At 70.7% G+C, this 13,759-nt stretch carries 10 protein-coding genes and 2 pseudogenes; 8 read left to right on the forward strand and 4 right to left on the reverse strand.

Annotated features, from left to right (window positions below; all coding sequences use genetic code 11):
* The first annotated feature begins 215 nt into the window (after positions 1 to 215).
* From C3492_RS13475 to C3492_RS45695, 5 genes are all read left to right on the forward strand, one after another.
* The gene (locus C3492_RS13475; RefSeq protein ID WP_103811974.1) at positions 216 to 656 is read left to right on the forward strand and encodes a hypothetical protein; all 441 of its coding nucleotides are present in this window, start codon (positions 216 to 218) and stop codon (positions 654 to 656) included.
* Between the two features lie 197 nt (positions 657 to 853).
* Positions 854 to 1,363 carry a hypothetical protein gene (locus tag C3492_RS13480; RefSeq protein WP_258055678.1) on the forward strand — a complete coding sequence of 170 codons (510 nt, stop codon included), beginning with the start codon at positions 854 to 856 and terminating at the stop codon, positions 1,361 to 1,363.
* Entirely contained in the window at positions 1,360 to 4,839 is a 3,480-nt protein-coding gene (locus C3492_RS13485) for a hypothetical protein (RefSeq protein ID WP_103811976.1), read from the forward strand. Before C3492_RS13480 ends, C3492_RS13485 begins: the two co-directional genes overlap by 4 nt.
* 160 nt (positions 4,840 to 4,999) lie before the next feature.
* Positions 5,000 to 5,884 (forward strand): hydrolase, encoded by an 885-nt coding sequence (locus C3492_RS44615; protein ID WP_181140356.1) that lies wholly within the window; start codon positions 5,000 to 5,002, stop codon positions 5,882 to 5,884.
* Positions 5,885 to 5,909: 25 nt separating this feature from the next.
* A complete protein-coding gene (locus C3492_RS45695) occupies positions 5,910 to 6,035 on the forward strand; it encodes a hypothetical protein (protein ID WP_258055686.1) in 126 nt (41 codons plus the stop codon).
* On the opposite strand, the pseudogene C3492_RS13490 reads toward C3492_RS45695, so the two are convergent.
* The 3 genes and pseudogenes from C3492_RS13490 to C3492_RS13505 all read right to left on the reverse strand — a co-directional run.
* A pseudogene (locus C3492_RS13490) lies at positions 6,002 to 6,262 on the reverse strand (NAD(P)H-dependent oxidoreductase); the annotation flags it as partial. The gene C3492_RS45695 and the pseudogene C3492_RS13490 sit on opposite strands and share 34 nt — an antisense overlap.
* A gap of 532 nt (positions 6,263 to 6,794) precedes the next feature.
* Positions 6,795 to 7,556: an aminoglycoside adenylyltransferase family protein gene (locus tag C3492_RS13500; protein WP_103811977.1), complete on the reverse strand. Its 762-nt coding sequence runs from the start codon at positions 7,554 to 7,556 to the stop codon at positions 6,795 to 6,797.
* A gap of 107 nt (positions 7,557 to 7,663) precedes the next feature.
* Positions 7,664 to 7,828: pseudogene (locus C3492_RS13505) on the reverse strand (transposase); the annotation flags it as partial.
* An 82-nt stretch (positions 7,829 to 7,910) separates the two neighbouring features.
* Here C3492_RS13505 and C3492_RS13510 point away from each other — a divergent pair.
* Positions 7,911 to 8,639 (forward strand): dienelactone hydrolase family protein, encoded by a 729-nt coding sequence (locus C3492_RS13510; protein WP_103811978.1) that lies wholly within the window; start codon positions 7,911 to 7,913, stop codon positions 8,637 to 8,639.
* 73 nt (positions 8,640 to 8,712) lie between these two features.
* Complete coding sequence (locus C3492_RS13515; RefSeq protein ID WP_103811979.1) at positions 8,713 to 9,843, forward strand: IS630 family transposase; 1,131 nt, start codon at positions 8,713 to 8,715, stop codon at positions 9,841 to 9,843.
* A gap of 628 nt (positions 9,844 to 10,471) precedes the next feature.
* Here the strand turns inward: C3492_RS13515 and C3492_RS13520 are convergent.
* A complete protein-coding gene (locus tag C3492_RS13520) occupies positions 10,472 to 10,942 on the reverse strand; it encodes an RICIN domain-containing protein (RefSeq protein WP_258055679.1) in 471 nt (156 codons plus the stop codon).
* A gap of 193 nt (positions 10,943 to 11,135) precedes the next feature.
* Here C3492_RS13520 and fxsT point away from each other — a divergent pair, with 193 nt between their 5' ends.
* A complete protein-coding gene (gene fxsT / locus C3492_RS13525) occupies positions 11,136 to 13,316 on the forward strand; it encodes an FxSxx-COOH system tetratricopeptide repeat protein (RefSeq protein ID WP_103811981.1) in 2,181 nt (726 codons plus the stop codon).
* Positions 13,317 to 13,759 lie beyond the last annotated feature (443 nt).

Below are 13,759 nucleotides of genomic sequence, written 5' to 3' on the forward strand. Positions count from 1 at the left end.
GCCGCCACCGAGCATTCTGCAACACCCTTTGGACGCACAGCGAACAAGAGCTGGGCGGACAATGACAATCAGCCACGTTCAACGACGGAGGACCGAGTTTCGCTATCGGACCGTCGGATTCGGGAGTGCCCCGGTAGCTTGCCTGACACCAAACGGTTCACCGGGTACGACGCGGCGGGGCGTGAAGCCCGCCCTGGAGAAGAGATGGGGGGCCGATGCTTTCGGGGGCTGAGGGCGCGCTGTACGGCGCCGGCGGCGGGCTGGTGGTCGAGGCCGTCGTCACTTTCGGACGACTGCATGCGTGGCAGCAGGCGCGGCATGCGGCGCGGGTGGCCGTCGAGGCGTTACCGCGCCTCGGCACGTACATCGATCCGCCCGCGGATTCGCTCGCCGCGCTTTTCCGCATCGTGCTGGGCGGTGCAGCCGGCTGGTTGCTCCACGGCGAGCTGGCAGGGGTGTTCGCGGCCGTTGCGGTGGGGGCTTCGGCGCCTGCCGTGCTCGCCCAGATGGGGAGCGCCGCCACCGTCGCCGAGGCGCTCCAGGCAGGGGCTGCTCCCGGCACCGCTCCCGCCGCCGCCACCCCGGCCACCCCCGCCGTTCCGACGCAGCCCGGGCCACCGGGACACGACCGGGCCAGAGGGGAGGCCGCCCCGTGAGTCGCGGATCGGTCGCCCGGCGCTCCTGGGCGTCATTCACCGGCGGACGTCACACCAGCCCCCCGCGGACAGCGGAACGCGGACGTGCTGGATACGCTCTGTGGCAGCGCGCCTGGGCATCGTTCACTGGCATCGTCCTCCCCCCGCGTCCCATCCACGTTCGCTTCTCCGCTCCCCGACAGGCGTTTCCGCACCGGATGCAGGCCGGCCCTGTCGCGCGGGGCTGGTTCCCGCTGCCGCCGCTTCCTGCGGCCGGCGCGCTGACCGCCTCCGGGAGCGACGCGGTGGTCCTGGAAGCCACCTCCCCCGACGGCCTGACGGCTTTCTTGCTGCGCCACCCCGCGGGCAACACATCCGAGTACAGCCTTGAGCTGGTGGTGCGCGGCGCCGACGACGGGGACCGGCCGCTGCTGGCCACCGTCACCTACACGCCTCCGGACGGGCACGAGCACACTCTCCTCGTGCCCGTGGTGGCCGGTCGGATCGGGCTGGCGGCCTCGTACGTCCGCCTCCGCGGTTTCGGACCGGGCGTGATGTGGGCCGCCACCGGCCCGGCACCCGTGCCTGCGGATGCAGACTGGGCCCCGGCCACCGTCGTGGACTCCGTTGGCGCGGCCCTCAACGAGACGACCCGGGACGCCTGGCGCCGTGTAAGGGACTGTGTCAGTGAAGGGATGCGCGACGTCATCGACGGTGCGCTGCGATGACGCCCAAGCAGGTGCCGTCCGGCCCGGCCGGACGGCACCGCGCCGAGCTCGACGCCGTCCTGGCGGAGACAAGCCCTCAGGGCGCGGTGCACGAGCTGCTCGGCGAGCGGCAGCTGTGGTGGAGGTGTTGCAGCGAGGCGGTCCGCACGGACCCCTCCTGGCTGCGCTCCGGACCGGCCGAGGAGCTTGCCGCCTGGATCGACGCGACGGCCCCGGACCGCCCGTCCCACACGATGACGCCCGCCCCTCACGCCTACCTGCTGGCCCGCGCTTTGAGCGCACCGGTGCACCGGGCAGCCGAGCATGACGAAGCGCTGGCGCGGATTCGGAGCGCTTGGGCGGGCAGCGGCCTGCTGTCCGTCAACGCTGCGCCTGGTCCTGCGCAGCCTTCGGGCCGGGGACTCGACGGCCTGCCGGCCGACGTTGTCGAGCGGCTCAACGCCGTCCTGGAGCGCGTCGCGCAGCTGCCGGGCGACGAGCGAGAGCGGTCGCCAGCAGCGGACGGTGCGCTGATGGTCGCTGCACTGCTCATGGCGGGCTGCGAGCCGCGCAGACGGCCGCTGGTGCAGGTGCCGGTGGTGTTCGGGGAGACGGAGCGCCACGACGACGAGCCCGGCGCCACCGGTGTCCTGGAGCTCCGTGAGTTCCCCGCGGGGCCCCCGGGCCTCTACCCCGATCCCCGCTCCATGACGGGACTGCGCAACACCGACGGCCAGTTCGCCACTGCCCTCGGCCGGGCGTGGGCCGCGGCCGGGCCCGGCCGAAGCATGCGCTGTGTGCTGTGGCGCCTCGTCTTCACGGACCGCCCCACTGCTCCCGCGCGGATCGAGGGACCTTCCCTCGGCGTCGCCTTCGCCCTTGCCCTGAGGGAACTCGTGCGGCATCCCCGAACGCGACGTCCCAGCGTGGCCTGGCTGCGCGGTGTCTTCTACGGTCTGCGCCCGCGCACCGCGGTGACGGGGGCGCTGGGCCACGGTGAGAGGCTCATCGGCGTCAGCGGCATCGAGAGCAAGCTTCTGGCCGCGCGCCGCAAAGGGCTGCGCCTGGTCGCTCCCGCTGCGAACCGGCCCAGTGCCACCCACGCGCCCGAGCCCGCGGACGTGAAGTTCGCCGAGACGCTTCGCCAGGCCGACCGCTATGCCCGACGCTTCCGAACGGCCCGCCTGATCACCGCGCTGGCGCTGGTCGCAGCGGCGGTGACGTCCGGGGTGGTGGTGGAGCACCGGGAGTCCGAGGCGAGAGATCGGCTGTCCACGTCTCACCGGCTGGCCGATGTGTCGGAGAACCTGCTGCACAGCGACGTCGGGCTCGCTGGGCTGTTCGCCGAGCGCGCCTACCGCCTGCATGCTGATCCGCTGACCCGCCGGGCCCTGTTCCACGCGGTCACCGCGAGCCCTCATTGGGCCGCAAGCGTGCGAGCCACGGGGACGATCTCCACGGTGACGGCCTCGGGGAACGGAAAGCTCGCTTTCGCCGGGACGAAAGGCGGCGACCTGGAGGTGTGGGGGCTCGACGGCGGGCGGTTCACCGGCCGCCACGAGCGACTGGGCCGCCTGCCCGGCCCGGTGGAGACGGTCGCGTCCAGCGCCGACGGCGCCATCGTCGCGGCCGGCGACCGCAGCACAGTCAAGGTGTGGACGTCGGGAAGGACCTCCACCGCACCCCGCCTGCCCGACGGGCAGCAGCCCACGGCGATCGCGGTTTCCCCCTCGGGACGATTCGTCGCGGTCACCACGACGACCTCGGAGTTCGGCCTGCCTCGCACGCTCTCGGTTCTGGACCGGGACTCGGGGCTGACGCGAGATGTGAAGCTCGACGACATGACGTCGGACCCGTCCGCCCTCGCCTTCAACCGGGATGCGGAGGTGGTGGTCATCGAGTACGCCTACGGCACATGGAACCGGATCTCCATGAAGCGACTCATCCGTACCGCCGGCAGCACAGTCGGCTTCGGCGTGCACAACTCGGGTGCCGCGCTTGCCCCGGACGGCAGCCACTTCACCTACAGCAACAATGGCTCCGCACTGCCGGTGTGGCTGTCCCGGGGCAAGCCTGACATCGAAAGGCCGGAGTTGGAGGCGGAGACGCAACCCGGCACACCGGTGGCCCTGGCGGTCAGCCGCGACGGTACCCACGTGGCCACGGCGATCGGTTCCACCCTCCGAGTGAGCCGGACGCACGCGCCTGGCAAGCAGGCGGCCGGCCCACTCACCCTCCCCGGGGCGGGGCCGGTCACCCGGGACGCCCTGGCCTTCGTGGGCTCCGGCGGCAACCGGCTCATCTCGGCGTCCCGCGACGTCCTCACTGTGTGGGACCTGGAACAGCACTCCCGCATAGCGCACGCCGCGGAAATCCCGATCCCGGGCTCCTGCCTGGGCTGTGGGGCACCCCGCGTGTCCGTGTCACCGGACGGGCGCGACGCGGCGGTCCTCGACAGCGAGGGGACCCAGCTGTCCACCCTGAGACTCGGCCTTCCCGGCACGGACGAGCGGCAGAGGAGGCTGCCCACCGTGGTGCAGCTCCCCGGGTTCGCGGAGCTGCTGTGGCGGCCTGACAGCGAGCGTCTGATCGTGGTGGCGCCGGACGGCAGCGCGCAGATCCTCGCCCGGGGACGGGTATGGCGGCCCGTCGGCGCCTGGCCGGCTCTGCCCAACCCGCTCCGGCTCTCCGACCCGCCCGCGCTGCTGCAGTTCCTGCCCGGTGGCCGGAAGGTGGCCGAGGTGCACGCGTCCGGCACGATCCGCTTCAGGGACGCGGACTCCGGCAAAGTGCTGCGCGAGGTGCCGGGTCCGAGATCCATGGCTCCGACGGCCAACCCCACGTCCGGCCTGAGCCGCAGCTACGTGGCGCTGGACGCGCGAGCCGCGCACGCCGCACTGCTCGACGATCCGGCCGTCGGCAGGAGCGGCAGCCCCCACATCCGCGTCATCGACACCGCGTCCGGCCACATCCACACGCTCCCCGCGGCGGACGTCCGAGGCATCACCTACGCCGACGGCCGCCTCCTGGTCCAACGCGCCAGCGGCACAATGGAGTTGTGGACCGCGTCCGGCAGCCGACGCCTGGGCAGGGTCGAGGGCCCGGCCGACCCCGCGGTCGGTCCGGTCGCCGGCGGGGAGCTCGTTGCCGGGACGACGTCAGAGGACCACACCCTCCACCTCCTCGACCTGTCGTCGGAGACCACCCTCGGGACGCTACCGCTGCCCGAGGGCAACAAGTCGCAGTCGACGGGCCTCGCCCTCACGACGGACGGCACAAAGCTCGTCACAGCGACGGAGGCCGACTTCTCGGAGAGCAACGACGCCGAACCCGACGGCCCTACCACCAACGACATGGGGCAACTCATCGAATGGAGGATCGATCCGCGTGTCTGGATCCGCACGATCTGCTCGTCGGTCGGCGGGGAACTGCGACCGGACGACTGGGAACAGTACATGGGAACGGAGCCGCCGACGTCACTGCACTGCGGGGAGTGAGCAGCGGCGAGGGATCGCCGCGATGCTCGCACTCGCGGTGGCGTTCACGGTGGCCGGCTGCGGGCCGGGTTCGGGCGACCACGCGGACGACCGTCGTCCGAGCCCCTCCCGGTCAGCCCCCGCCGGGATACTCCTGCCCGGCAACGCCTCCCCCGGCGAGTTGACCCTGACCGACGACGGGACGCTGTGGGTCGCCGAGTCGGCGCTCGCCGCGATCGCGCAGATCGCCCCGTCAGGGAAAGTCACCCAGCATCCCCTGCCCCGCGGCGCCGGCTACCCGCCCATCCCATCCGACCTCCAGGAGTCCCCGGACGGCGGGATCTGGTACACCGCCGGCGACCAGATCGGACGCCTCGACCCCTCCGGCACGTTCACGTGGTGGAGCGACGATGCCTACGCACCAGGCAACGGCCCCGGAGCCCGCAGCCACGGTCCCGGCTTCCCCGACGCCCTGACCCTTGGCCCCGACGACACCATCTGGTTCGAGCACTCCGAACGCGGCTCGAAGGTCTTCAGCCGCGCTGACCCGAAGCTGGGGCTGAAGCGCATCACGCGACTGAGAACGCAGTTCAGCGTCAGCGCGGGAGGGATGACCCTGGGGCCGGACGGTGCGTTGTGGTTCACCCAGCAGGAAGAGTACGACGCGAAGCAGCGCGAGGGCATCGGACGGCTCACCCCTGAAGGGGACTACAAGAAGTGGCCCCTGCCCAAGGATTCAGCCCCGAACACCATCGTCGCAGGGCCCGACAAGGCGCTCTGGTTCACGGATCGGCGCAGCATCGGTCGCATCGACACCGACGGTCACCTCTCCCATTTCCCGGTACCCGCCTCCACGTACCCACGCGACATCACCCTGGGGTTCGACAGAGCCCTCTGGTTCACAACGGATCACCGCGTCGGCCGCATCACCACAACGGGGCGTATGAACCTCTGGCCTGTGCGGGGCGCGAAGGAGTTGGCAGGCATCGCGCCCGTCCGGGACGGCAGTTTCTGGTTGGCGGACCGCCAGGCCGACACGATCCGCCACTTCACACCGCCCCGATGAACCATCGCATTTCTCGGTCCGGATCATGCGGCGCAAGCTCTCCCGGTTCGGGGTGCCGAGCGCGCCGGCGATCCGGTCGGCCGCCACGCCGCCGGAGATCGGCGGGGAGGGCATCGTGGCGGAGGGGCTCTCGCCCGAGGTGCGGCCGTAGAGGGTCACGTTGTCCAGCCACGCCTTGAGGGTCGACGAGATCGAGTAGTTGTACATCGGCGCGCCGATCAGCACCGCGTCTGCACGCTCCAGTTCCTTGATCAGCTGGAGTCGTTCAGCGAAGGCGGCGGCTTGCTCGGGCGTGTGGGCGTTCGGATCGGCGGAGCCCACGGTGTGTGCGGCGGCGGTGATGTGCGGGACGGGGGTGACGGAGAGGTCGCGGTGCATCACCGTGGTCCAGCGCGACCCCGGCACCCGCGCCGGCGCTGCGCATCACCCACAGGAGGTCGGGCTCGGCCTCGGCATGGGCGCGCACGGCCGATCCGTCGGGCAGGACGACCTCGACGGCGCGGATGCGACCGCCGGGCAGCGCGGGGACTCGCCGCAGTTCGAAACCGTGCTGGAGAAGGTCAGCGTGCCCCGCATCGGACCGGGTCGACCGCGCGTCCGTCCTGATCGGGTGCGTGCTGACAAGGCGTACGCCTCCCGTAAGAACCGCGCCTACCTGCGCCGACGCGGGATCCGCTGCACCGTCCTGGATAAGGCCGACCAGGCCCGCAACCGCCGAAAGCTCTGCTCCCGCGGCGGCCGACCGCCACGCTTCACCCGGCCGACTACCGCGAGCGTCATGCGGTCGAGTGCGGGTCGACCGGTTCAAGAGGCACCGTGCTGTCGCCACGCGCTACGACAAGCTCGCGGTCCGCTACGAGGCGACCGCGGCCATCAACGAGTGGAAGTGACCGGCGCATTCGCAATAGACCTAGCTCCGGAAGCTCAGCTGGTCGATCTGGGCGAGCACCTGGTTCACATGCGGACGTACTTGGGCCCGCAGCGTCTCGCTCCAGCTTTCCTCGGAGTAGCGACAGTTGAGATAGAGATGCCTGGCGTGCTCCAGTACGGGGCGGTGTTCGGGCGGGAGCTGGGCGAGGGCCCAGTCGGCAGCAGCGTCCTTCGACCTGATGTGGCCGGTGGCGAGCGTGGTCCAGATGCGTGCGAGGGTCAGCAGCACGTTGCGGGTGTCGGCATCCAGGTCGTCGAGTAGGTCGGGAATGCCCGCCACGCCGGCCCGGATCAGATCGGAGTGCGGGACGGGATCGAGGACCTGTGCGGGCCGCGGGCCGGTCAGTGGGCGGTCTCCGGTCAGCACCATGGTGATCAGCAGGGCCAGGTCAGGCATCGGTTCCGGCCGGGGAACCTTGCCGGCCTCGTATTCAGGGCGCAACCACTCGCCGTAAAGGAAGTCGCAGGTCGGAGGGTATCGCCATGGCCGAACCTCGGACTGGACAACCACGATGAGCTCAACCGGGCGGACCTTGTTCCGAGAGCCGGAGGTTCCGAGCAGTCCGCCGAGGAGATCCCGGCGCTGCCGCTCGTTCATCGAGAGCCGGGAGAGGACGAGCACGTCCACGTCGCTGGCCGGCATGAGGCCACCGACGACGGAAGATCCGTGAAGGTAGGTGCCGATGACATCCTTGCCCAGCACACGGCCGACCAGGGCCACACTCTCCTGAAGCTGATTCATCGCGCCAGTGTCTCCCGCCGTCCGGTCCGACGGCACGGCGTTGTAGGCCTCGCGGTCTGCCGTCACGCGACTAGTCGGCGTCGCTGGGTGATGGCTGATCTGCTGTTTCACTGTGCCATGGCGAGGTTGTGCATGGTGGCGACGGCCTGGACGGCGTGATGGAGGCCGTCGCCCCTTTGGCGGCAGTCGCGGAGGATCTTCCAGTTCTTCATCCGGGCGAAGGTGTGCTCGACGCGGGCGCGGACACGCCGGTGTTCGGCGTTGTCTTCCTCCAACGCTGTGACAGGTCGGGACTCCCTCCTTTGCATGGCCTAGGGAGCCCGCACAAGGCATCCCGAAAGGCTTGAAACGCTGATGCGCTTCGCCTCCCAGACGTTGTCGGACGGCGTCACCGAACAGTTCTTCACCCTCGACGAGATCCCCGGCGTGCTGTGGACGCCGGAAGACGCCCGCGGAACTCGTCCCCTGATTCTGCTGGGCCACGGCGGCAGGCAGCACAAGACGGCCCCCGGCACCGTGTCGCGGGCACGTCGCTACGCCGCCGAGGGCTTCGCGGTCGTCGCGATCGACGCACCCAACCACGGCGACCGACCCCAAGACGAAGGGTTCGGCCGGATCGCGGCCCAGATGCGAGCCGGCATGGCCGCCGGTGAGAATTCGGGCGCGCTGGTCGCCGGCATGCACAGCTATCTGGCCGGTCAGGCCGTTGCGGACTGGCAGGCGGTCCTGACCGCGGTCCAGCGCCTCGACCAGGTCGGCGTCGGCCCGGTGGGTGATTGCGGCATGTCGATGGGGTGCGGGCTCGGCATCCCGCTCATCGCCGCAGAGCCCCGGATCCGTGCTGCGGTGCTGGGCCTGCTTGGCGTGCACGGACTGGCCGAAGACGCCTCGCGGATCACTGTGCCGGTGCAGTTCCTGCTCCAGTGGGACGACCAGACGGTGCCGCGGGACCAGAGCCTGGCATTGTTCGACGCCCTGGCCTCGGCTGAAAAGACCCTGCACGCCAACCCCGGCAAGCACGGCGATGTGCCGACCTTCGAAGTGGACAGCTCGCTGAGGTTCTTCACCCGGCATCTGAGCTGACACGGCATCACATTGCCCGGCACGCCGGCCGGAAGTCGTTTCCGGTCAGCGAGTTCGGTCCAGACTGTCCGGCATGGCCGAGCGGGTGCAGGTGCGGGAGATCGATGACGATGAGGGCGCCCGTCTGTTGCGGATCGTGCGGCGCGGCACCGGGTCGGTGGTGACCTGGCGGCGGGCCCAGCTGGTGCTGTTATCCGCACAGGGCATGCCCGTGGCGAAGATCGCCGAGGTGACGTTCACCAGCGCGGACCGGGTCCGGGACCTGATCCACAACTTCTACGCCGACGGCTTCGACTCCCTTTACCCGAAGTACAAGGGCAGGCGGCCGAGGACGTTCACCCTGCCCGAGCGGCGCGAGATCAAGAAGACCGCCAAGTCCAAGCCGGCTGAGCACGGCCTGCCGTTCTCGACCTGGAGCCTGGCCAAGCTGGCCGACTTCCTGGTCGCCGAGGGGGTGGTCGACGACATCAGCCACGAGGGCCTTCGGGTCCTGCTCCGCGAGGAGGGCGTGTCGTTTCAACGCGAGACCTGGAAGACCTCCCGCGACCCCGACTACGCCGCCAAGAAGGCCCGCGTCGAGCACCTCTACACGATCGCCGACGGCGAGGTCATACCCGAGGAAGGCGAGCCCGAAATCGTCTTCTGCCTGGACGAGTTCGGGCCACTCAACCTGCAGCCCCACCCCGGGCGGCAGTGGGCCGAGCGCGGCGGGAAGCACAAGGACCCCAACCGGGAGCCCAGGCCCCGCCGGCGGGCGACCTACACCCGCCCTCACGGGGTCAGACACCTGTTCGCCGCCTACGACCTCGGCAAGAACAGGCTCTACGGCCACATCAAGCCGACCAAGAATCGCACGAAGTTCCTGGAGTTCTGCCGCTGTTTGCGCAGCCTCTGCCCGCCGAAGATCCGCAACGCGATCGTGCTCGACAACTACTCCCCGCACCTGACCACGAAGAAGGACAGCCGGGTCGGTGACTGGGCCGCAGCCAACAACGTCGAGTTCGCCTGCACCCCGACCAACAGCTCCTGGCTCAACCGCATCGAGGCTCAGTTCACCGCCCGGCGCTACTTCGCACTGGACGGCACCGACCACACCAGCCACAAGCAGCAGGGCAGCATGATCCGCCGCTACATCATCTGGCGAAACAAGCACGCCGCCGACGAACGGCTCCGCGAGGTAGTCAACAGGGCGAACGTTGCCTGACGCGGCACTAGTTGGGTTCCGGGGTGGGGCCGGGGTCCATCTTGAGAAGGGCCCGGACTCCGCTGGAGATCCAAAGCGCGATCATGGCCACGTCCCGGTTCAACCGCAGCGCTGCGAACAGTGTGTTGAACCACTCGCCCGGGATCGAGCGCGGGACCGTCCCGCTTGTGGGCGACGGTCGACGGGGCATAGCCGAGCCCAGGGCTCGTTTTCCCGGTCACCGGGTTCGGGGCGCCGACTGTACGGGCCGGCCGCCGCCTGGCTGCAGTCGCTCGCAGCTTGACCGCCGGCTGGATCCAACAGCTGAAACCCGAGGTTGTCGCCCAGTACGGTCTGCGGTCGTGATGAACGATGGTGTGCGCGAGCGGGAGCTGTCGAGGTTGACCGTTCCTCGGTGGGGTCGGCTGATGGAGACCGGCGACCCGTACGAGCCCTACCGGCTCGTCGGCGCCGACGGCGCGGCCGTGGTCCCTGCCGCAGTGTTCTTCCAGGAGCTGCTCGCAGCCGGGAAGACGGCGGCGACCGTCCGCTCCTATGGCATGGACCTGCTGCGGTGGTGGCGGTTCCTGCACGAGTGGCGGGCCGCCGGTGAGGGCGGCCCGCCCGGCTCACGGGGTCGGCCGACGGGTCATACCGGGTCGATCACCCAGCGGGACGCCGTGCTGATGGTGGGCTGGAAGACGACCGTGGCCCCCACCCTTCCGTTCGCGTCCAAGTACTTCCCGCTCCAGTCGTGCCTGATGGACTTCGGGCTGCCGGACGTGGTCGTCCACTTCTGGTACGCGCCGCCGTTGCAGGGGAACGTGTAGACGTCCGCGCCGTTCCCGTCGAGGCAGTGGCCCGACGCCGGGTTCCTGAAGACGCCGCCGCTGATCTGCCACACCTGCTTCGCGCTGCGGTCACAGGTGCCGAGGACCAGGTCGCCCTTGCCGCCCGAGATGTTGACCTGGAGGCAGGAGTTGCTGCTGTTGCCGTTGATCACCTGGTAGTTCACGGCCGCCGCCTGAGCCGGGGCCGCGCCGCCGACCAGCAGCGCCGAACCGCATGCGAGCGCCGCGCCCGCGCCGGCGAGTCGGGTGAGGCTTGCCTTGAGTTCCATGGTTGATCCTCTCGTCGAGTTCAGGTCGTTGGCGTGCCGTCTGTGCCGCCGTCCACGTTGCCGGGTGGCGCTGCTCGGGCGCGGTGGTTCCGGAGGAGCCCGGATGCGCTGGGGTCCCCCGCTGGACGCGCCGCGTCCGCGGGCTCCGGAGTCCGGACGGTTCCGGAGAGCGGAGCGGGGGAAAGCCGCGTACATGAGGGGACCTGGCTCACCACAAAGCTGGTTCGTCAACCGGTTGCAGCGGTTGCGCACGTCCGCGGGCTCACCGGCCCAGGCGCTGTTGCTGGCCTACGACGAGCACAAGGTCCTCACCCGGTCATCGCTGTCGGACCTGCTGGCGGGCAAATTCAGCAGACCGCCCCCCTGGGAGCGGGTCGCGGCCTATGTGACCGCCTGCGTCCGCGCCGCGCATGCCCATCGGATCGACCTCTCCTGCGAGGAGGAACTCGCGCGGCTGCGGAGCGACCACGCCACGCTCACCGACCTGTTCGAGACCGCTGGCGGAAAGGTCCGCGCGCCGGCGGCCCGCCTCCCGGGCCCGCGGCACCGTCCGGCGACCTACCGGCTGCCGCCGCGCAACACTCACTTCACCGGCCGCGACGCCACCTTGCGCGAGTTACGGCAGCGCCTGGCCTCGGACGGCGACGGCGCGATGCAGGTCGTGCACGGGCTGGGCGGCGTCGGCAAGACACAGCTAGCGGTCGAGTACGCCTACCTCTACCGGTCGAAATACCGGTTCGTGGCGTTCGTGGACGCCGAGGACCCCGATCTGGTGCCCTCGCAGTTCGCTTCGCTGGCCCGGGAGCTGGGACTGGAGGAGGTGAACTCCGAACAGGTCGTCCCCCGGGTCTACGGCGAACTGCGGGACCACCGGCCCTGGCTGATCATCTTCGACAACGGCGAAAGACCCGGCACGCTCCTGGACGTGTTGCCGTCGGGTGATCTGGGCAGCGGCGGCCACCTCATCGTCACGACCAGGCTGCGCGGCTGGTCGGGCAGAGCCGGCGTCGTCGACCTGGACGTCTTCTCCCGGCGGGAGGCGGTGGAGCTGCTGACCCGGCGGGTGGACGGCATGACCGCAGCGGTGGCGGACCGGATCGCCGAGCACCTGGGGGACCTGCCGCTGGCACTGGAGCAGGCGGCCGGGTACATGGACTACCACCACACCGCGCCCGCGGAGTACCTGGCTCTGCTGGCGTCGCGACTGGAGGACATGATCGCGCTGGGCGAACTGACCGACCGGCCCGCGGTGGTGGTCGCGACCCTGTGGCAGCTCAGCGTGCGCAAGCTGCAGAGCCAGTGGCCGCAGGCCATGCGGCTGCTGGAGCTGTGTGCGCTGCTGGCACCGGAGCCCATCCCGCTGGACCTGTTCGGTAACGGCAAGGAACCGCTGATCGCGGCGGCTGCCGACCCGGTGGCGTGGGACACGACGGTCGGCGCTCTGGCCGGCCTGGGGCTCGCCCGGCGCGGCGCGTCCTCCCTGGTGCTGCACCGCCTGGTGCAGGCCGCCATTCGCGCCGCGATGCCGGACGAAGTGCGCACCGAGGCGCGCACGCGGCTGTGCCGGGCGCTGCTCGCGGCCGTGCCGCACGACATCCACGGTGACCCGCAGGCGCCGTCGCGATGGCAGGAACTGCTCCCGCACGCGCTCGCGGTGACCAAGGACGAGCCGCCGGCCGAGTGCGCCGCCCAGACGGCGACGCTGCTGCGGCTGGCGTCCGCCTTCCTCCTCTCGATCGGGGAGCACTCGGTGGCACTGCCCCTGTGCGATCGGGCTCTCGCGATCGACGAATCGCTCGGACAGCGGGACGCGGAGATCGGCTTCGACCTGATCACCCTGGCGCAGATCCACCGGGACCGCGGCGCTCCGGAGCGGGCACGCCCGCTGGCGGAACGTGCGCTGGGCCTGCACGAGTCCTGTCTGCCGGCGGACAGTCCCGCCATCGCGACGGACCTGGCCACCCTGGCCCGGATCCGCCACCTCCTCGGTGATCACGAGGCGGCGGTGCCGCTGGCCGAGCGGGCGCTGCGGATCGACGAGGCGGCGTACGGGCCGGAGGACCCGTACGTGAGCTTCGACCTGATAGCCCTGGCCAGTGTCCACCTCGACCTGGACGACCACGCCGCGGCCGTGCCGCTGATCTCCCGGGCGTTACGGATCCGCGAGGCCAGTTACGCGCCGGACCACCTGTACATCGGGTACGCCCTGCTGCTCAAGGCCCGGGCCGTGCACGCGTCGGGCGACCCGACCGCGGCGGCCCTCGCGCGCAGGGGCGCACTGATCCTGAACACCCGGCTGGGTACGTCCCACCCCAAGACGCAGGACGCCTTCGCTCTGGCCAAGCGCTTGCTGGAAGGCGGCAATTGCCGCTAACACGGGGAACGCTCCGCAGCCGACCAGGCTCACGAGACGGAGGCCGCCGCACCGGTCCAGGGCTCGCGTCCGTCACGGGGGCCGGGGGGCGGTGACGTGCGGCGTGGCCCTTCCGAGGCGGGGTGATGAAGCCGCGGATCGTGGAGGCCGGGACGCCCTGCGTCGCGCGCTGCCCACAGTCGAGGGATGAGCACGATCCCGGAGCGGCACCGGCCCGCCCGTGGCGCCCGGAGAACGAGCCGTCGCCCGTGGTGTGGACGTGGCCTCGTGGGACCGCCCGGCGCTGAAGGTGATGCCGGCCGGAAGGCCATCGAGTTCACCGAGACGCCCCGGCCGGCCGTCGCCTCGCCACCGTCTTCGATCGCCTGGTGGTGGAACCTGCTCGACAACTAGAGCCCGCCGTATGAGCTACGGCGTAGCTAGCAAGGGTGCCGAACGGCCAA

Source organism: Streptomyces sp. Ru62 (assembly GCF_002920615.1).
Lineage (GTDB): Bacteria > Actinomycetota > Actinomycetes > Streptomycetales > Streptomycetaceae > Streptomyces.

Bases quoted from the DNA above. Each gene is read 5' to 3' on its own strand.
- C3492_RS13510 (WP_103811978.1), top strand. From the start codon at position 7,911: ATGCGCTTCGCCTCCCAGACGTTGTCGGACGGCGTCACCGAACAGTTC.
- C3492_RS45695 (WP_258055686.1), top strand. From the start codon at position 5,910: ATGCGGCGCAAGCTCTCCCGGTTCGGGGTGCCGAGCGCGCCGGCGATC.
- C3492_RS13480 (WP_258055678.1), top strand. From the start codon at position 854: ATGCAGGCCGGCCCTGTCGCGCGGGGCTGGTTCCCGCTGCCGCCGCTT.
- C3492_RS13485 (WP_103811976.1), top strand. From the start codon at position 1,360: ATGACGCCCAAGCAGGTGCCGTCCGGCCCGGCCGGACGGCACCGCGCC.
- C3492_RS13500 (WP_103811977.1), bottom strand. From the start codon at position 7,556: ATGAATCAGCTTCAGGAGAGTGTGGCCCTGGTCGGCCGTGTGCTGGGC.
- C3492_RS13475 (WP_103811974.1), top strand. From the start codon at position 216: ATGCTTTCGGGGGCTGAGGGCGCGCTGTACGGCGCCGGCGGCGGGCTG.
- C3492_RS13515 (WP_103811979.1), top strand. From the start codon at position 8,713: ATGGCCGAGCGGGTGCAGGTGCGGGAGATCGATGACGATGAGGGCGCC.
- fxsT (WP_103811981.1), top strand. From the start codon at position 11,136: ATGAGGGGACCTGGCTCACCACAAAGCTGGTTCGTCAACCGGTTGCAG.
- C3492_RS13520 (WP_258055679.1), bottom strand. From the start codon at position 10,942: ATGGAACTCAAGGCAAGCCTCACCCGACTCGCCGGCGCGGGCGCGGCG.